This window comes from Zhongshania sp. (assembly GCF_029212375.1).
Lineage (GTDB): Bacteria > Pseudomonadota > Gammaproteobacteria > Pseudomonadales > Spongiibacteraceae > Spongiibacter.
In genome coordinates this window covers 1-15,278 of sequence record NZ_JARGNU010000009.1, presented here as the reverse complement: position 1 = coordinate 15,278, position 15,278 = coordinate 1, and the positions used below count along the sequence as shown (strand labels likewise).

Sequence of the window (15,278 nt, the reverse complement as noted above, 5' to 3'; positions counted from 1 at the left end):
ACTAAGTGGCTTAGCCTTTCAGCTGAGCAGCCACCTCGGCGGCAAAATCCACTTCTTCTTTCTCAATGCCTTCACCCACTTCAAAGCGGACGAATTCTTGAATATCAGCACCGCCGCTTTTCAGCAGTTTGCCAACAGTCACCTCAGGGTCTTTAACAAAGGCCTGATCAACTAGCGAGCTTTCTGACAGGAACTTACGGATCCGGCCGTCAATCATTTTCTCAATGATTTCAGCAGGCTTGCCGCTCTCTGCCGCTTGGGCAGTGAAGATTTCGCGCTCTTTTTCGATTTCTTCAGCAGGCATATCTTCTGCCTTAGCAACACGCGGGTTAACCGCAGCAACGTGCATAGCCACATCGCGAGCCAGCTCAGCGTCGCCGCCTTTCAATGCAACCAATACCGCAATACGGTTGTTAGAGTGAACATAGCTATCAACCACGCCATCTTCGGCCGTTACTACCAGCGCACGACGTACACTAATGTTCTCGCCAATTTTTTGAACCAACGATTCACGAGCTGCTTCCAATTCACCGGCCATCAATACCGCAATGTCGGTTTCTTTAGTGGCAAACGCTTTATCAGTAACCAGTGCGGCAAAAGCCTGAAAACCTGGCTCACGAGCAGCGAAATCGGTTTCGCTATTCACTTCTACCACTACGCCGTAGCTACCATCTTCCGCAACTTTAGTAGTAACAACGCCATCAGCCGCAGTACGACCGGCTTTTTTAGCTGCTTTCATGCCGCTTGATTTACGTAGCTCTTCAATTGCCAGTTCGATATCGCCATTAGACTCATTGAGTGCTTTTTTACACTCCATCATGCCCAAGCCAGTGCGATCGCGTAATTCTTTAACCATTGATGCTGATACAGCCATCCTAAAATCCTCGTATTTTGACCTTAAGCACGACCGTCAAAACCGGCCCTGCTCAATAGATATCCAAAAAAAGGGGGCCGCGCCCCCTTTCGTAGACTGCTTAGCGGCGAGATTTACTCGGCAGCGCTTTCGCCTTCTGGGCTAGCAGCAACTTCAACAAACTCATCTGCTACAACGGCGTCATTGGCAGCGGCTTTAATAGCAACGTCTGCAACGGCAGTAACATACAGCTTGATGGCGCGAATCGCGTCGTCGTTACCAGGAATAACAAAATCAACACCATCTGGGTTGCTGTTGGTATCAACAATACCAAATACTGGAATACCCAGTTTGTTGGCTTCTTGAATAGCAATCCGCTCGTGATCAACATCAATGACGAACAATGCATCTGGCAGACCAGCCATATCCTTGATACCACCAATGGAGCGCTCAAGCTTCTCCATATCACGGCGACGCATCAGGGCTTCTTTCTTGGTCAGTTTGTCAAACGTACCGTCCAATTGCTGAGCTTCAAGCTCGCGCAAACGACGCACTGACTGACGAATGGTTTTATAGTTAGTCAGCATGCCGCCCAACCAGCGGTGGCTCACAAAAGGCATACCGGCGCGGGTAGCTTGCTCGCCAATGATCTTGCTTGCAGCACGCTTGGTGCCAACAAACAGGATTTTGTTCTTATTTGCAGCCATCTTGGCAATTGCGTCCAACGCGTTATTCATCGCAGGAACAGTGTGCTCAAGATTGATTATGTGGATCTTATTGCGGGCACCAAAAATATAGGGACCCATTTTTGGGTTCCAGTAGCGAGTCTGGTGACCAAAGTGAACGCCGGCTTGCAGCATTTCACGCATGCTTATATGTGACATGATTTTTCCTTAATTAACATCGGGTTACTAACTTGCAAAAACCCCGCAACCCAACCCCAGCTAAGCTAGAGCACCCGGGATTACGTGTCGGTTTTTGCGCGTCGATTAACCAATTACAGCCTGAGCCATTATTGGGGCGCGTATTTATACCACAGAGGCCCTGCCACATAAAGCCAAAACCGCTTTCAAGCGTAAAAATCCCCACTACCTTCGCCACTCCCAAAGCGATGGTTTACAATAGCGGGCTTTAGTCGCCCAATTATTCCGCGCACGGTACTCTTGTTATGAATGTAAGCATTAAAACCCCCGAGCAAATCGCCGCCATGCGTATTGCTGGCCGCTTGGCCGCCGACGTGCTTGAAATGATCACACCCCATGTCCAACCAGGCATTAGCACCGGCGAGTTAGACCGCATCTGCCACGACTATATAGTGAATGTGCAAAATGCCATTCCGGCGCCGCTGAACTACAACGGCTTCCCCAAGTCGGTGTGCACCTCCCTAAACGATGTTATTTGCCATGGCATACCGTCGGACGCCAAAGTTTTAAAAGATGGCGACATCCTGAATATTGACGTCACTGTTATAAAAGATGGCTGGCACGGCGACACCAATCGCATGTTTTATGTGGGCAATGTGCCCGAACACGCCAAGCGTCTCTGCGTGGTAGCACAGGAATGCATGTATCAAGCTATTGAAATCGTCAGGCCCGGCTGCAAGCTAAGCGACATTGGCACTATTATCGCGAAACACGCACGCGGCAAACATTACAGCGTAGTAGAAGAATACTGCGGCCACGGTATTGGCCAAGTGTTTCACGAAGACCCCCAAGTGCTCCATTACGGCGAAGGCTACAACCGCCGCAATGATTTGGTATTAAAAGAAGGCATGACGTTCACCATTGAACCAATGATCAATGCCGGTAAAAAACAAACCAAGCTCAATATGAAAGACGGCTGGACCGTGACCACCAAAGATCGCCGCCTCTCTGCCCAATGGGAACACACCATGGCGGTAACGGCGAACGGCGTTGAAGTACTGACCGCCCGCCCCGACGAACCTTTTTTTCAGGAGCCGAAATGAGTATTGCGGCCCTACCGGATCCACAGCTCCTCAGCCAGCAAGACCCAAGTATTAGCAAACCGATCAAGGTGTACAAAACCTACCTCAAAGAACTAGCCAAAGATCTAAAAGCCCGCTTTGAAGCCAAGGAAAATATTCGCGATTTAGTTGCCCTGCGCTCTAACCGTATAGACGCACTATTGCAAAACATCTGGGCTAGCTATCAGTGGCGCGACGACATCAGTCTGATCGCTGTTGGTGGCTATGGCCGCGGCGAGCTGCACCCCTATTCCGATATCGATTTATTAATACTGACCAGCGATGACGCCAGCGACTACCGCGACAATATCGAAAGCCTGATCACCCTGTTATGGGATATCAATCTCGAAATTGGTCACAGCGTCAGAACGGTTAGCCAGTGCCAGCAAACCGCCGCCGATGACATTACCGTTGCCACCAACCTCATGGAGTCTCGCCCACTTGCAGGCAACACTGCACTCTACGACGAATTAATGAGCAGAGTCGGCCCCGATCAAATTTGGCCGAGCAGTGAGTTTTTTAGAGCAAAGTGGGATGAGCAAATTCATCGCCACCGCAAATTTGCCAACTCTGAATACAATTTAGAACCCAACATCAAAAGTTCGCCGGGCGGCCTACGCGATATTCAAATGATAGGCTGGGTAGTCAAACGGCATTTTGGCGCCCAATCCATCGACGAATTGCTAGAACGTCAATTCCTCACCCAAGACGAGCTAGACACCTTAAAAGAAGGTCAGGATTTCTTGTGGCGGGTTCGCTTTGCCCTGCACCTTCTGGCCGGTCGCGAAGAAGATCGCCTGCTCTTCGACCACCAACGCACCTTGGCAGAGTCCTTCGGTTTTACCGACGGCAATGGCAGGCTCGCCGTTGAACAATTTATGCAACAGTACTATCGCTGGGCCATGCACCTTGGCGAGCTTAACGACGTGCTTATGCAGCACTTTGACGAAACCATACTGCGCGCCTGCGAAGCCGAAACCGTATTAGAGATTAACCCCCGTTTTCGCATTCGCAACGGCCATATTGAAGCGGCCAACGACAAAGTCTTTACTAAGACACCCTCAGCGCTAATGGAAATATTTGTGCTGATGGCCAATCACGAGGGCATCGACGGCGTTAGAGCGAGCACCATTCGCCTAATCCGTAAGTCGCGGCATTTAATTGACGACCGCTTCCGCGCTGACCCTAAAAACAAGCGCTATTTCTTAGAACTATTGCGCTCGCCCAACCGGGTTGCGCTGAGCCTGCGACGCATGAAGCGCTTTCGTATTCTCGGCAAATTTATACCCGCCTTTGCCCATATTGTCGGGCAAATGCAGCACGACCTCTTCCACATATACTCAGTTGATGCGCACACCCTTGAGCTGATTAAAAATATCAGCCGCTTCCGCTACCCCAGCATGGTCGCCCAATACCCCATGGCCTGCCGAATAATGCAGCGTCTGCCCAAGCACGAACTGCTTTATCTAGCGGGCTTATTCCACGACATAGCCAAGGGCCGTGGCGGCGACCACTCCAGTCTTGGCGCCGTGGATGCGCGGGAGTTTTGTGAATACATCGGCCTAAATAAACGCGATGGCAATTTGGTGGCGTGGCTGGTTGAAAAACACCTCGAAATATCCTCGGTTTCCCAGCGCAAAGACATTCAAGACCCCGAGGTAATTCGCGATTTCGCGTTAACGATGGGCGATATCCAGCACCTCGATTATTTATTCTGCTTAACCGTGGCCGACATTAACGCCACCAACCCCAATTTATGGACATCGTGGCGGGCGTCACTAATGCGTCAGCTCTATGCCGAAACGCGGCGCGCACTGCGCCGCGGCCTCGAGACGCCCATCGACAAACAAGAGTGGATCGACGAGACCCAAGCTGGCGCCATCGAAAAACTCGAAGACTACGGCTTTACCGAAACCGAAATTCGCACCCTGTGGGCCGACACCGGCGAAGATTATTTTATTCGCGAACAAATTGACGACATCGTTTGGCACACCCGCGCTATCGCCCAGCGCACTAGCGCCAATACCAGCGTAATCCTTGTCAAAGAAGGCGGCTTACTCGACCACGAGGGCGCAACCCAGATCTTTGTGCACACCAAGGCCAAAGCTGGTTTATTTGCCATGCTCGCCGAGGCGCTGGAGCAACTCGACCTGAGTATTCAAGACGCCCGCATTTACAATAGCGGCACCGGTTATACCTTGGATACCTTTTATGTTTTGGGTGCCGAGGGTGAAACCATAGGCGACAACCCCAGCCGAATCGCCCACATCATAGAATTTATGCAGGAACATCTGGAGCACCCCGAGCGCTTCCCCGCCACCATCAACCGCCGCACCCCCAGACAAATGCGACTATTTTCAATTCCAACCCGCACCAGTATGGCTACCGACCTAAATAAAGGTCACACCGTACTCGAAGTGATCACCCCCGACCGTCCGGGCTTATTGGCACGCTTGGCGCGAATTTTTAATCAATACGATATTCGCTTACAAAATGCCAAAATCGCCACCCTCGGCGAACGAGTTGAAGACGTCTTTTTTATCACCGACGAAAACCAGCGGCCCATAGACGACCCTGTGCTCTGCGAAGAAATACAACAGGCCATTTGCCGAGAACTAGACGAGAAAGCGAGTAGCAAGCCCCTATGAACCCTCATTTATTGGCACTGCAAGCCTATCCCTTTGAAAAATTGCGCGACTTATTTGCCGGACTTCAAACCCCGGCACTCGCCCATATCGCGCTCTCCATTGGCGAGCCCAAGCACGCCTCGCCAGATTTTGTCGCCAAAACCATTACCGGCAATATCGACAAACTCAGCAACTACCCCACCACCAAGGGGATTCCCGAGTTAAGAAACGCGATCGCAAGCTGGGCATGCCAGCGCTTTAGCCTGAGCAAGCTCGACCCCGAAACCGAAATACTGCCGGTTAACGGCACCCGCGAGGCGCTATTTGCCTTTGCCCAAACAGTGGTCAGCCCCGGCCCCAACGCCCTAGTGTGCAGCCCCAATCCTTTTTACCAAATATACGAAGGTGCTGCGCTACTGGCTGGCGCCACGCCAGAATTTCTGGCCTGTCGTGTGGAAAATGGCTTTATTCCCGATTTTGCGGCAGTGAGTGCCGACGTTTGGCAGCGCTGCCAGTTGCTGTATATCTGCACCCCAGGCAACCCCAGCGGCGCGGTAATGAGCAGTTCGCAACTCAAAGAGCTCGTCGCCCTAGCCGATCAATACGACTTTGTAATCGCCAGCGACGAATGCTATTCCGAGCTGTATTTTGACGAAGCCAGCCCGCCGCCAGGCTTACTCCAAGCCTGCGCGGAACTCGGCCGCAATGATTACCGGCGCTGCGTGGTTTTTCACAGTCTATCTAAACGCTCTAACCTGCCAGGCTTGCGCTCTGGCTTTGTGGCCGGCGACGCCGCTATTCTCAAAGACTTTTTGCTCTACCGCACCTACCACGGTTGCGCGATGCCAGTTCAACACCAACTGGCCAGCGTAGCGGCATGGAGCGATGAAGCACACGTTAAGGCTAATCGTGAGCTCTACCGTCAGAAATTTGCCGAGGTGCTTGCTATTCTCGATGGCTGCCTCGACGTTAGCCGCCCAGACGCCTCCTTTTATCTGTGGGCCAAAACTCCGATTAGCGACACCGAGTTTGCAAAAGGCCTATTCGAGCAACAGCACGTCACCGTACTGCCCGGCAGCTATTTGTCCCGTGAGATAGATGGTTTCAACCCTGGTGCCAATTATGTGCGTATGGCCTTAGTTGCTGAAGCAGAGCAGTGTGCCGATGCCGCGCATCGTATAAAAGCCTACGTGCAAAGCCTAGTTGAGCGTGGCGCATGCTAAAGAAGGAACGGGCTGCGTTTATTGAAAAGCGCCTGCAAGAACTGTATCCCGAGCAACCAATACCGCTGGACCACAAAGACCCCTACACCCTCTTAGTTGCGGTATTACTGTCGGCCCAGTGCACCGATGCCCGAGTCAACCAAATTACCCCAGCGCTATTTGAGTTAGCCGACAATCCCTTTGATATGGCCGAGCAAAATGTGGAAATTATCCGCCAGATCATTCGCCCCTGCGGCCTGTCACCACAAAAATCCAGCGCTATTAAACGCCTGTCAGAAATTCTCGTTGAAAAATACAACGGCGTCGTTCCTGCAAATATGGCCGCGCTAGAAACGCTGCCAGGTGTCGGCCACAAAACCGCCAGTGTGGTGATGTCCCAAGCCTTTGGCGTACCCGCTTTTGCCGTCGACACCCATATTCACCGCCTAGCTCAGCGCTGGGGGCTAACCAATGGCAAGAATGTGGTGCAAACTGAAAAAGACCTTAAATCACTCTTCCCCAAGGAAAAGTGGAACCCGCTGCACCTGCAAATTATTTTTTATGGCCGCGAATACTGCAGCGCCAGAGGCTGCGACGGCACCGTGTGCGAAATATGCACCACTTTATATCCGAAACGTAAAAAGCCGCCGACGGTTTACAAGCCGTAGCAATACCTCGTCGTGATCCGCGCGCAGTAATTTGCTATCCTTAGCGGCCCGTAAATTCCGCCCTCATTGACCACAAGAGCTAACCATGAGCACCACACTCTACGGCATTAAAAACTGCGACACCGTGCGCACCGCCAGACGCTGGTTAGAAACGCACAATGTCGACTTTACTTTTCACGATGTGCGCGAAACCCCACTGACCGCGCCACAATTACAAGCTTGGCTGCAAGACCTAGGCGTAGAAGCCTTAGTCAATAAGCGCAGCACCACGTGGAAGCAACTTAGCCCCGCCCAACGCGAAGGGCTATGTATAGACACTGCTATTCCCCTACTTTTAGAACACCCGACCTTGATGAAGCGGCCCCTGTTAGACACCGGCAGCGCGTTACACCTCGGCTTTAAAGCCGATCATTACCAGTCGCTGTTCACCCACCACACCCTTTAAACACCTTAAGAGACATTGCAAATGACCCAGACATATTTCGCACTCGGCCTCGGCCTCGGCACCCAAAATCGTAAAGGCGAGTGGCTAGATACCTTCTACCCTCAACCCCTACTAGCACCTGCGGCCAAAATGGTAGACGCCATCCTCAGTGTTCTCGAACCAGTACAAGGCAATACTGCCAGCGCAGTCACCAAAGACCAAATGGCACAAATTGCCGAGGCCCTTAAAGCTGCCGGCAATAAAGACCAAGCCGAACTCGCAGTGCAACTAGCCAGCGGTAGCCAGCCCCTGGTCGTCACCTTGCTCACTACCGACGACGCACCAAGCTCCGTACCCGAAGGGTATTTAAAGCTGCATTTGCTGTCTCACCGCCTCGTTAAACCACAAACAATCAACCTTACCGGCCTATTCGGCGCCCTGCCCAATGTCGCGTGGACCAATAAAGGCGCGGTAGACCTAAGCGAACTCAAAGCTCGCCAGCTCGATGCGCGCCTTAAAGGCGAAATGCTAGAAGTGATGTCAGTAGACAAATTCCCTAAAATGACCAACTACGTAGTGCCTACTGGCGTGCGTATTGCCCACACCGCGCGGGTTCGCCTCGGCGCCTACCTCGGTGAAGGCACCACCATCATGCACGAGGGTTTTGTTAACTTTAACGCTGGCACCGAAGGCCCCGGCATGATTGAAGGCCGTATTTCAGCGGGTGTTATGGTTGGCGCGGGCTCCGACCTTGGCGGCGGCTGCTCAACCATGGGCACCTTGTCTGGCGGCAATAATATTATTATCTCGGTGGGCAAAGAGTGCCTGATTGGCGCCAATGCTGGCGTCGGTATTCCACTAGGTGATCGCTGCACCATCGAAGCTGGCCTGTACATTACTGCGGGTTCGGTAATCACTATGATCGACGCCGATGGCGCGGTTGCCGGCACCACCAAGGCTCGCGATCTATCTGGTCAGTCAGACTTGCTATTCCGCCGCAATTCCAAAAATGGCGCCGTTGAGGTGCTAACCAATAAATCGGCCATCGCCCTTAACGAAATGCTCCACGCCCATAACTAAGCACCGTTAATTTCAGCAAGCCCCCTCGCCCCGCGTTCGCGGGGCAATTTCACCGGTTGGTGAACTCCCGTCTATCCAGCTACTCTATATTACGGCTACGCTAAATAAGCACAGTCATATTTGCCTAGTTTGCGAACTATTGAATTTTTATTATCTCAACGGGGAAACATATGGAGCTTCAGATTAGCGGTGTACTGGGATTTCTTATTTTTATTGCCGATATCTGGGCCATTCTCAACATCGTGCAAAGCAAAGAAAGCTCTACCACCAAGCTATTATGGATCGTACTAATTCTATTTTTGCCCGTATTTGGCCTCGCAATATGGTGGTTTACCGGCCCGCGTGAACCCCATTAACTCAGTAAATACACCCAAATAAATCGCCCGTGGAAACCATGCCCAATAAACCGGCCGACTGGCCGCTGAAAATCATTGCCATACTCGCGATTCTGTACACTTTACAGGTCGCCAGAGATGTCATGCTGCCGATCACCTTAGCGCTTATTTTCTCACTATTACTAAGCCCCGCTGTGAGTCGCTTACAGGCCTTGCGCCTACCTCGCAGCCTCGCCGCATTAACCGTAATGAGCATTTGCCTAAGCATCGCCGGCAGTGGCATTTACGCCCTTGCCAAACCCGCCAGCCAGTGGTTGCAGCGGGTACCCGAGGCGGTCGAGATCGTTCGCGAGCAACTCAGCAGCGTTAATACCGACAGCCCCGACGTTGACGCCGCCACTCGTAGCATCGATTCACTGGCCCAAGAGCTTAGCGCCAGCCCCAGCAACCCTGAGGTGACACGGGTCGTTATTAGTGAAGCGGGCTGGCGTTCAGAATTGGGGGAAACCGCGAAAAATTTTGGGGTTTACGGCACCTTGAGTATTATTCTTTTATTCTTCCTGCTAACGTCGGGGGAAGCATTAATGCGGCGCTTTATTCACAGCCTGCCAACCCAGAGAGACAAAGCCGTGGTCACGCGGATAGCGCAGCGCGCCCAGACCCAAATGTCCCGCTACCTAATGACGATAACGGCTGTCAACGTCGCGATTGGCTGCATTACTACGGTAGCGTTGTATTTGTTTGATTTCCCCGATCCCGCGCTGTGGGGCGCCGTGGCTGCGCTGCTGCGTTATATCCCCTATCTCGGGGTCAGCATGACGCTAATATTACTCAGTATTGTCAGCGCGGTGAGCTACCCCACCCCCGCAGCGATGGTCGCAGTGCCACTAGGCTACGGACTATTTACTGCCGCGGTGGGCCAATTTATAGACCCGCTGGTGCACGGCTTTCGTTTTAGTCTCAATCCCATTGTGGTGTTTTTGTGGATTTTTTTCTGGGGCTGGTTGTGGGGCGCCCCCGGCGTATTGCTGGCGGTGCCACTACTCACGCTATTTCAGGTGGTTTGCCAGCACACCGAGCGCCTGCTTCCCCTTGCCCATATCATAGGAAATACCAATGACTAAGCCCTTAGATGCCTACCGAAAGCAACTCTGGCCGTTACCCCTGCAATTGCATACCAAAGCTGGCGCCGTACGCCGTCTTGGCGTGGAAATTGAATTTACCGGCATGGAAATTGACGGCATTGTCGACACCATCATTCAGCAATACGGCGGTAACGCCGAGCCGCTCTCTGACTATGAGGTGAATGTTGTCGACACCTCGCTGGGCCAATTTGGCGTTGAACTGGACTTTTCCTACATCAAACGGATCAGCCGCGAGCGTCATGAGTCTGCCGACACTAATGACTTAGAAGAACTGGCCGAGGCCATTGTTGGCGCCATCGCCAAGCAATTAGTGCCGTTCGAAGTCGTTGCACCACCCATTGCCATGAGCGACTTATGGCAGCTAGAAGACCTGTTTGTAAACCTGCGCAATCTCGATGCCCAAGGCACCCACGCCTCGGCCAAAAACGCCTTTGGCTTGCAGCTTAACCCAGAAATGCCAGACTGCGAGGCGGCTACTATTCTCGACTATCTGCGCGCTTTCTTATGTTTATACGAATGGTTAAAAATGCGCTGCGATGTCGACTTTAGTCGCCGCCTAACTTCCTATGTCGACCCCTTTGGCAAAGACTATGTGCGCAAGATTCTCAAGCCAAGTTACCAACCTAATATCGACCAGCTAATTGACGATTACTTAGAGTTCAATCCCACCCGCAACCGCGCCTTGGATATGCTGCCGCTGTTCGCCCATATCGACGAGCCACGGCTGCGTGCCAAAGTCGACGACGACCGCGTTAAAGCGCGGCCCACGCTGCACTACCGCCTGCCCAATAGCTTAATTGACGATCCGCAGTGGGGTTTAATTCACCCCTACCGCGACTGGCTGCAAGTAGATAATTTGGCCATGGACAAAAGCCGCCTAGAAACAGTGTGTCAGGCTTATCGCAATTATTTGGATAACCCCACCGCCAATCTATTCACCAACTGGTCGCACAGTGTTAGCCAATGGTTAATACCGGAGCTGCTGTGAGCCGACCACTTATTGGGGTAACCGGCGACGACACTCGCCTGCCACTGGCGTGGTGGTTTATTCGCTTCGCGCTGCAGCGCTGTGGCGCCGAGGCTTATCGACTCACCCCCAGCCGCAGCGCCCTCCCCGAAAACTTAGACGGCATTATTATTAGTGGTGGCGACGATATCGATCAGCGCCTTTATATGCCAGATGCGCCAGAAATAGCGCCCATCAACCGCGAGCGCGACCGTTTCGAAATGATCGCCTTAGAACTCAGCCTCAGCCGCGGTTTACCGATACTGGGTATTTGTCGCGGTGCGCAATTACTGAATGTGGTGCTCGGCGGCACCCTGCACAGCGACCTAACAATGATGCGTCGTTTAACCTCAAATAAGCGCATGCTGCTGCCACGTAAAACCCTGCATTTAGAAACCTATAGCAAACTCTTTCAAATCTTTGGCAAAGAGCAGTGCAAAATAAATAGCCTTCACCACCAAGCGATTAAAGACCTTGGCCAAGGTTTACGGGTTGCAGGTCGCGACGCCGATTATATTATTCAGGCCGTGGAAGATCCCGAGCACCGCTGCCGCATTGGTGTGCAATGGCACCCCGAATACCTGCCTTTTCAATTGCGCCAATTACATTTATTCCGGCACTTAGTAGCGAGTGCGCGCCGGTGATCTCTGCTTATCTTCTACTCTTTGCAGTTGCCTTTGGCGCCGCCACCTTACTGCCCTTTTACTCTGAGATACTCTTGGTCGCGCAATTGCGCGAAGGTTTGCATCCTGGCTGGCTATGGCTGGCCGCAACCACCGGCAATACCTTGGGCGCCGGCGTGAATTGGTGGATGGGGTCTAAATTTGTGCAATACGCCGACCGCCGCTGGTTTCCAGCGCGCAAGGTCGATTTGCAGCGCGCCCAAAATTGGTTTCTCCGCTACGGAAAATGGACGTTACTCATGTCGTGGATGCCAATTGGTGGCGATGCCTTAACCGTGGTCGGCGGCATGATGAAGGTGCCCGCCCCCGCCTTTTTTATCTTAGTTGGCATTGGCAAAGGCCTGCGCTATGCACTGGTAATTATTGGCCTAGCCGCCTTTTAAAGGCAAAACAGCGTAGAATAAGGCCTCCTGAAATACCGCGAGCTAGACCATGGCCCTAAATGCCACGCTGTTTAAAACCACCCTCGATATCAGTGATATTCGCCGTCACTATTATCAAACCCATCAATTTACCGTTGCCCGTCATCCTTCGGAAACCGATGAGCGCATGATGCTGCGCATACTCGCCTTTGCCCTCTATGCCGAAGAGCATTTGGAATTTACCAGAGGTCTAAGCACCGACGACGAACCCGATTTATGGCTCAAGTCCCTCACCGGTGAAATCGACTTATGGATCGAGCTCGGCCTGCCCAGCGAAAAACGCATGCGCAAAGCCCGCGGCATTGCTAAGCAAGTTGTGCTGCTAATTTACGGCGGTCGCACCGCGCAAATGTGGTGGGATGAGCACAGCAGTAAAATCAGCCGCTACGGCAATGTGCGGGTTATTGAAGTAAATACCGAAGACTCCGCCGTACTTACCGCCATGGCACAGCGCACCATGAAATTGCAGTGCACCATCGACGAAGGTTCAGTGTGGTTTTCTGACGCCACCAGTAATGTTGATGTGCAATTGATCACCCGCTGCTAATTTGTAAACGCGGCTATCAATTCAAAAGCTCTAAAATGAATACGTTAACGTAAAACTCGGGGTCCAGCCCCATTTACGCGACGCGTATGTAAGGCGAGTTCAGGAGAGAGCAAATGTATAAATTAATCATCCTACTCGCCGCCAGCGCACTTAGCGCCTGTAGCACAGCACCAATGCAAAATGCTGCCAACACCCAATTCGGCCCCTGCCCCAGCGCCCCACGCTGTGTGTCGAGCTTGGAGGTGGGCAGCAAGCACATCGCAGCGCTTACCGTTAACTCCGTCGAGCAGTGGCAGCTATTGCAGGAAACGCTGCTCAATATGCCGCGCACTAACGTGGTCGAGCGCCAAGCCAATTACCTGCACGCCGTCACTCACAGCGCAATTATGCGCTATCGCGACGATATCGAATTGCGCTATCAGCCAAATACTAATCGGGCTGAGGTGCGCAGCGCTTCCTACCTTGGCTACTACGATTTTGAGGTCAATCGCGAGCGGGTCGAAACCTTGCGCAAGCTATTTAATGCCGCAAAAAATAACTAAGTGCCGTCGGCTTGCTGCTGGTAGCGACGCGGTGACAAGCCCGTCTCGCGTTTAAAGGCACGATTAAACGCGCTTTGTTCCGAATAGCCCAATAGCAGAGCAATTTCACTTAAGGTCAGCCGCTTGTCGCGCAGATACTCCTGAGCCAACTGGGTACGGGTTTGCGCCAAAATCACTTTAAAGCTCAGGCCCTGCTCATTAAGCCGTCGAAATAAAGTTCGCTCTGACATATTCAGGCTGGTGGCAACCTGCGCCGAATTGGCGCGGCCACTCTGCATAGCCCGCAACAGCGCTCTGCGCAAGCCTTGCATAAAACCCTCGCTGTGCGGCAGCACCGCCAACGCGGCTTGGGCCTGACGCTCTAGCAATAATTTCAGACCTGGATCGCTATTGCTTACCGGCAAATCCAAATACGCGACCGGAAACTCCAATGCGGTACAAGCCTGTCCAAACCGGACTGGCGCGCCAAACACCTCAATATAAGCTTGAGTATCTACTGGCGCGACAAAGGTGAAATCCACGGCGAGGGGACGCAAATCGTCGCGACCGGTCATCAACTGCACAAAGCGCAGGAGACCGCCAACCAATACCTCATCCGATAAATTCGTCGATGGTCCGTAATTAGCGCTCCAGCTCAAGACCATACGCTTTTCAAGCAGCTCAATACTGGCCCGATCACCGTCGTGAAGTAAGCCTTGATAACGCTGAAACTCCAACAAAGCCTCCGCCACGGTGTCGCTGGCAAGGGTTAAATAGCCGAGCATACCCAGGTGCGCGGGGCGAACTCGCTGGCCCAGCTCTAAGCCGATGTGACGCTTTGGAAAGCGTTGCTGCAGACGGTCTAATAAAGCCCACCACTGGCCAAAACTAATTCGACTACTGGCGCTAAAGGCCTGTAATTGGGTGTACAGCTCGCAGTGTATATCGCCCTCAGATTCCATGAAATCGCGGAGTAAACCCGCTAAATCCCCGCTTACCTGCAATTGCGCTAGCTGTAATGTCGTCACGTTTGCGACTCCTAACACCAATCATTAGAGACAAGCATCATCGGCATATTGGCGCTAAATGTCAAAAAGCTGTCTGGCTTAGTCAATCTCTATTTAATAATTCCACTTATCCTCTACACTTCAAAGAGTAAGGTATTAGTAACTCAATAATTACGACAACGAGGATTTACCGTGCAAGACGTTCTCCACGCCCTGTTTTTTGTCACTGCCTTTGGCGCATTATTCCTCGCGGTTATCGGCGCCGAATACCTTTATGTGCGTAAAACTGGCCAAACTGGGGTTTACCACCCCCGCGAAACACTGGCCAATTTGGCGGCGGGATTCTCCTACAAAGTGGTCGATGGCATCGCCATTGCGTTATTCATACAGGCTTTCTATTTAAGTGTTTACGAGTGGGGTTTACAGTGGCAGCCCGAGGCCTCAGTACTCAGTATTTTGGCGCTGATCGTATTTATAGATTTCTGCTTTTTTGTAAACCACGTCATGATGCATAAAGTGCGCTGGTTCTGGAGTGGCCATATAACCCATCACTCCTCAGCGCACATGAACTTTTCAACCGCTCTGCGTCAAAATTTCACCTTCGCCCTGTCGGGTAGCTGGGTATTGTGGTGGTTACCCGCCGCCTTAATTGGCTTTGATAAAGACTGGGTGTTATTCGCAATTGAAGGCAATTTACTCTACCAATTCTTTTTGCACACTGTTCTGGTTGAATGAACCGGACGCCTTAATAAGAGACAATACCCGTCAATTATT

At 52.2% G+C, this 15,278-nt stretch carries 17 protein-coding genes; 14 read left to right on the top strand and 3 right to left on the bottom strand.

Annotation, left to right across the window (positions count from 1 at the left end; translation table 11 throughout):
* Window positions 1-10: 10 nt before the first annotated feature.
* Both tsf and rpsB read right to left on the bottom strand, forming a co-directional pair.
* Window positions 11-874 (bottom strand): translation elongation factor Ts, encoded by an 864-nt coding sequence (gene tsf, locus P1U47_RS10695; RefSeq protein WP_301028861.1) that lies wholly within the window; start codon window positions 872-874, stop codon window positions 11-13.
* Between the two features lie 113 nt (window positions 875-987).
* Window positions 988-1,737, bottom strand: coding sequence for a 30S ribosomal protein S2 (gene rpsB, locus P1U47_RS10690; RefSeq protein WP_301028860.1), 750 nt, complete (start codon window positions 1,735-1,737; stop codon window positions 988-990).
* A 284-nt stretch (window positions 1,738-2,021) separates the two neighbouring features.
* On the opposite strand from rpsB, the gene map reads away from it, so the two are divergent.
* The 13 genes from map to P1U47_RS10625 all read left to right on the top strand — a co-directional run bounded on the left by map (window position 2,022) and on the right by P1U47_RS10625 (window position 13,518).
* A complete protein-coding gene (map, locus tag P1U47_RS10685) occupies window positions 2,022-2,819 on the top strand; it encodes a type I methionyl aminopeptidase (protein ID WP_301028859.1) in 798 nt (265 codons plus the stop codon).
* Entirely contained in the window at window positions 2,816-5,485 is a 2,670-nt protein-coding gene (locus P1U47_RS10680; protein WP_301028858.1) for a [protein-PII] uridylyltransferase, read from the top strand. Before map ends, P1U47_RS10680 begins: the two co-directional genes overlap by 4 nt.
* Window positions 5,482-6,687: a succinyldiaminopimelate transaminase gene (dapC, locus tag P1U47_RS10675; protein ID WP_301028857.1), complete on the top strand. Its 1,206-nt coding sequence runs from the start codon at window positions 5,482-5,484 to the stop codon at window positions 6,685-6,687. The genes P1U47_RS10680 and dapC overlap by 4 nt, the downstream gene beginning before the upstream one ends.
* Window positions 6,681-7,334 (top strand): endonuclease III, encoded by a 654-nt coding sequence (gene nth, locus P1U47_RS10670; protein ID WP_301028855.1) that lies wholly within the window; start codon window positions 6,681-6,683, stop codon window positions 7,332-7,334. Before dapC ends, nth begins: the two co-directional genes overlap by 7 nt.
* An 85-nt stretch (window positions 7,335-7,419) precedes the next feature.
* The gene (locus P1U47_RS10665; protein ID WP_301028854.1) at window positions 7,420-7,779 is read left to right on the top strand and encodes an ArsC family reductase; all 360 of its coding nucleotides are present in this window, start codon (window positions 7,420-7,422) and stop codon (window positions 7,777-7,779) included.
* 21 nt (window positions 7,780-7,800) lie between these two features.
* The gene (dapD, locus tag P1U47_RS10660) at window positions 7,801-8,838 is read left to right on the top strand and encodes a 2,3,4,5-tetrahydropyridine-2,6-dicarboxylate N-succinyltransferase (RefSeq protein WP_301028853.1); all 1,038 of its coding nucleotides are present in this window, start codon (window positions 7,801-7,803) and stop codon (window positions 8,836-8,838) included.
* Window positions 8,839-9,008: 170 nt separating this feature from the next.
* On the top strand, window positions 9,009-9,194 hold the full coding sequence (locus P1U47_RS10655; RefSeq protein ID WP_301028851.1) for a PLD nuclease N-terminal domain-containing protein: 186 nt from the start codon (window positions 9,009-9,011) through the stop codon (window positions 9,192-9,194).
* 38 nt (window positions 9,195-9,232) lie between these two features.
* Window positions 9,233-10,297 carry an AI-2E family transporter gene (locus tag P1U47_RS10650; protein WP_301028849.1) on the top strand — a complete coding sequence of 355 codons (1,065 nt, stop codon included), beginning with the start codon at window positions 9,233-9,235 and terminating at the stop codon, window positions 10,295-10,297.
* A complete protein-coding gene (locus P1U47_RS10645; protein ID WP_301028848.1) occupies window positions 10,290-11,306 on the top strand; it encodes an amidoligase family protein in 1,017 nt (338 codons plus the stop codon). The genes P1U47_RS10650 and P1U47_RS10645 overlap by 8 nt, the downstream gene beginning before the upstream one ends.
* Window positions 11,303-11,968: a gamma-glutamyl-gamma-aminobutyrate hydrolase family protein gene (locus tag P1U47_RS10640; RefSeq protein WP_301028847.1), complete on the top strand. Its 666-nt coding sequence runs from the start codon at window positions 11,303-11,305 to the stop codon at window positions 11,966-11,968. Before P1U47_RS10645 ends, P1U47_RS10640 begins: the two co-directional genes overlap by 4 nt.
* Window positions 11,965-12,390, top strand: a complete 426-nt coding sequence (locus P1U47_RS10635) for a YqaA family protein (RefSeq protein WP_301028845.1) — start codon at window positions 11,965-11,967, stop codon at window positions 12,388-12,390. The genes P1U47_RS10640 and P1U47_RS10635 overlap by 4 nt, the downstream gene beginning before the upstream one ends.
* Window positions 12,391-12,439: 49 nt before the next feature.
* Window positions 12,440-12,976, top strand: a complete 537-nt coding sequence (locus tag P1U47_RS10630) for a YaeQ family protein (protein ID WP_301028844.1) — start codon at window positions 12,440-12,442, stop codon at window positions 12,974-12,976.
* Window positions 12,977-13,089: 113 nt separating this feature from the next.
* Window positions 13,090-13,518 carry a DUF1499 domain-containing protein gene (locus P1U47_RS10625; RefSeq protein WP_301028843.1) on the top strand — a complete coding sequence of 143 codons (429 nt, stop codon included), beginning with the start codon at window positions 13,090-13,092 and terminating at the stop codon, window positions 13,516-13,518.
* Here the strand turns inward: P1U47_RS10625 and P1U47_RS10620 are convergent.
* A complete protein-coding gene (locus P1U47_RS10620) occupies window positions 13,515-14,525 on the bottom strand; it encodes an AraC family transcriptional regulator (protein ID WP_301028841.1) in 1,011 nt (336 codons plus the stop codon). The two genes, P1U47_RS10625 and P1U47_RS10620, sit on opposite strands and share 4 nt — an antisense overlap.
* 171 nt (window positions 14,526-14,696) lie before the next feature.
* On the opposite strand from P1U47_RS10620, the gene P1U47_RS10615 reads away from it, so the two are divergent.
* Window positions 14,697-15,239: a sterol desaturase family protein gene (locus tag P1U47_RS10615; protein WP_301028839.1), complete on the top strand. Its 543-nt coding sequence runs from the start codon at window positions 14,697-14,699 to the stop codon at window positions 15,237-15,239.
* The last annotated feature ends 39 nt before the right edge of the window (window positions 15,240-15,278 follow it).

Excerpts from the sequence above, each read along its gene's own strand:
- tsf (WP_301028861.1), bottom strand. The coding sequence starts at position 874 with ATGGCTGTATCAGCATCAATGGTTAAAGAATTACGCGATCGCACTGGC.
- rpsB (WP_301028860.1), bottom strand. The coding sequence starts at position 1,737 with ATGTCACATATAAGCATGCGTGAAATGCTGCAAGCCGGCGTTCACTTT.
- map (WP_301028859.1), top strand. The coding sequence starts at position 2,022 with ATGAATGTAAGCATTAAAACCCCCGAGCAAATCGCCGCCATGCGTATT.
- P1U47_RS10680 (WP_301028858.1), top strand. The coding sequence starts at position 2,816 with ATGAGTATTGCGGCCCTACCGGATCCACAGCTCCTCAGCCAGCAAGAC.
- dapC (WP_301028857.1), top strand. The coding sequence starts at position 5,482 with ATGAACCCTCATTTATTGGCACTGCAAGCCTATCCCTTTGAAAAATTG.
- nth (WP_301028855.1), top strand. The coding sequence starts at position 6,681 with ATGCTAAAGAAGGAACGGGCTGCGTTTATTGAAAAGCGCCTGCAAGAA.
- P1U47_RS10665 (WP_301028854.1), top strand. The coding sequence starts at position 7,420 with ATGAGCACCACACTCTACGGCATTAAAAACTGCGACACCGTGCGCACC.
- dapD (WP_301028853.1), top strand. The coding sequence starts at position 7,801 with ATGACCCAGACATATTTCGCACTCGGCCTCGGCCTCGGCACCCAAAAT.
- P1U47_RS10655 (WP_301028851.1), top strand. The coding sequence starts at position 9,009 with ATGGAGCTTCAGATTAGCGGTGTACTGGGATTTCTTATTTTTATTGCC.
- P1U47_RS10650 (WP_301028849.1), top strand. The coding sequence starts at position 9,233 with ATGCCCAATAAACCGGCCGACTGGCCGCTGAAAATCATTGCCATACTC.
- P1U47_RS10645 (WP_301028848.1), top strand. The coding sequence starts at position 10,290 with ATGACTAAGCCCTTAGATGCCTACCGAAAGCAACTCTGGCCGTTACCC.
- P1U47_RS10630 (WP_301028844.1), top strand. The coding sequence starts at position 12,440 with ATGGCCCTAAATGCCACGCTGTTTAAAACCACCCTCGATATCAGTGAT.
- P1U47_RS10625 (WP_301028843.1), top strand. The coding sequence starts at position 13,090 with ATGTATAAATTAATCATCCTACTCGCCGCCAGCGCACTTAGCGCCTGT.